Annotated in this window: 3 protein-coding genes; all 3 read right to left on the bottom strand. The window is 51.1% G+C overall.

The window, feature by feature from the left end; all coding sequences use genetic code 11:
• Positions 1-65: 65 nt before the first annotated feature.
• Complete coding sequence (locus tag B2899_RS06880; RefSeq protein ID WP_286884623.1) at positions 66-269, bottom strand: hypothetical protein; 204 nt, start codon at positions 267-269, stop codon at positions 66-68.
• 233 nt (positions 270-502) lie between these two features.
• The gene (locus B2899_RS06875; protein WP_286884621.1) at positions 503-1,456 is read right to left on the bottom strand and encodes a carbohydrate kinase family protein; all 954 of its coding nucleotides are present in this window, start codon (positions 1,454-1,456) and stop codon (positions 503-505) included.
• Positions 1,457-1,594: 138 nt separating this feature from the next.
• A partial coding sequence (locus B2899_RS06870) for a metal-dependent hydrolase (protein WP_286884619.1) occupies positions 1,595-1,981 on the bottom strand: 387 nt, incomplete at its 5' end.

Genomic DNA, 1,981 nt, shown 5'->3' with positions numbered 1-1,981 from the left:
CCCCAAAAGTCAGCCGCCCTTCCTTTTCATGGCAGGGCTTGTAGTTAATTGGCCATGGTGGTTTTCTACTGTACACGATTGGTACGGTTAAAATATCGGGATAGCTCTCCGACACGTAACTGGTGCTGTTCCGCCATCTGCTCAAGCATGCTGCGAATAGCGGCATCCTGGCACTGAGACGCGCACCAGTTCAATGTCTTGCCCGTAATCTGCTCGGCCCGCAATTCGTCCTCAATCATCATCAGCTCTCTCACCGTAATTTGATTCATCTCACTCCACCTCCCCTGTCTCCCGTCTGGTTATTCTTTCGTAGTATTTTCCATTTTTACTATTGTATACACATGTTTGTGGCTCTTCGATCGGACCGGCAAAACATCCGGGTATCTCGAAGAGGGAGACAGTTGCCGGTCTTTTTCTCCCTTCGGGCCCCACGCTCCACACGGATACACTTTCCTATACTAACGAAAAGCCAGCGCCCGCAGGCCCTGGCTTTTTGTTTTTCTTATTTTACCATCATACTCTGGAAAAATTCGTCGCCCAGCATGTTCTCTCTGAGTGTAGGGCAATTGTTTTCTGCACACTGGATTGTCCAACCAGCCACTTTGGTTCCGCAGATCACCGCTTCTTCCAGCGGCAAACCGCGCACCAGACCCATTACCGTACCGGAAAAAAACGCATCGCCAGCACCCGAAGAATCTATCATCCGAACCGGGAACACAGGTTGGTGTCCGGCTCGTCCGCTGCGGCTGTCATAATACACAGCGCCTTTTTCCCCCAGTGTCACGACGATAGATACAAGGCCTGTACGCCTGGTAAAGTCGGCCAGCGCTTCCAATTGTTCTGCCGTCTCCATCAAGGTAAAGTCACGTGCCATAAACATATCGGCCTCGAAGTTGTTACAAATAAAGCACTCCAGACCATCCAGCAAATCGGGATGTTTTATGATTACCTCAAGGTTGCCGGGGATGCCGTAGACCGGACGCTCGTACTGCTTTGCAAGCTCAAGCGTCCGGCGAGCGATTGTTTCGTTTAAGTCAAGCTCCAGCACCACATGCGACGACATGCGGACAACTTCTTCCCCCTTTGTCTTGATCACCGTTTCCAGTACATCCAGAATCGGCATCTGGGAAATGGAGCCGGCCAGATTTCCGTTCTCATCCAAAATTGCAAGCCACATGCCCATTCCCTGCGCCGGACGGGTCTGTACATACTCTGTGCGAATCGAAGCCGCTTGAAGGCGTGCCATCACTTCCTGCCCGAGGCCAGACTCATCCACCGAGGATACAAAAGCGGTCGGAACATCCAGATTGGCCAGATTCTCCACCACATTACGGCCAACGCCACCATGCACAAACTGTACGCTGCCGATATTTCGCGTATCGGCCTGATAATTCTGTTTCGCGAACCCCTTGCAATCGACAAATATCGTTCCTATTACCGAAACGAATGCTGACATAAACTCAGTCCCCTTTATCCCTGTGTCTTTTTTTCGACACGCGTCCAAAAAAAGGCCGTCCAGGAGACGGCCGAACGCTGTCCGTTTCTCTTTGACGACCCTACTATATTAAGATTCCGTTAAAATTTCAATAAGAAATTATGTAGGAAACACATCTAAACAAACAAGCAGCACCAACACTGCGCTTATCATAACGACAGCCGTTTCCTTGCGGCTGTCCTTCTTTGTACGAATTAACGGAAATTTGACGAGCGGCGGGAACGGATGCAGGTAGCGTACGCCTGCCACCGTCAGCGTGTCAGCGAGCAAATGCGACAGATAGCCGGACGATGCCGCAAGAAAAAGCCCTTTCCACTGCAGGGATGCCTCCGCATAGAACCAGATATAGCCCCATACTGCAAGCGCCCAAACCGTATGCGTATAGGTACGATGGGAAAAATGCGGCACTATGCCGATAAACGCCCCAAGTCCAAGCAGCCAGGCATAATCCGAATGCAGTATCTCATACGGAACCCGGTTCAGCAC

The organism is Aneurinibacillus sp. UBA3580 (assembly GCF_002375825.1).
Lineage (GTDB): Bacteria > Bacillota > Bacilli > Aneurinibacillales > Aneurinibacillaceae > Aneurinibacillus > Aneurinibacillus danicus.
The sequence above is the reverse complement of the archived record's forward strand: the minus strand, read 5'-3'. Positions and strand labels throughout refer to the sequence as shown.

Coding starts and splice junctions, on each gene's coding strand:
- B2899_RS06880 (WP_286884623.1), bottom strand. CDS start 269: ATGAATCAAATTACGGTGAGAGAGCTGATGATGATTGAGGACGAATTG.
- B2899_RS06875 (WP_286884621.1), bottom strand. CDS start 1,456: ATGTCAGCATTCGTTTCGGTAATAGGAACGATATTTGTCGATTGCAAG.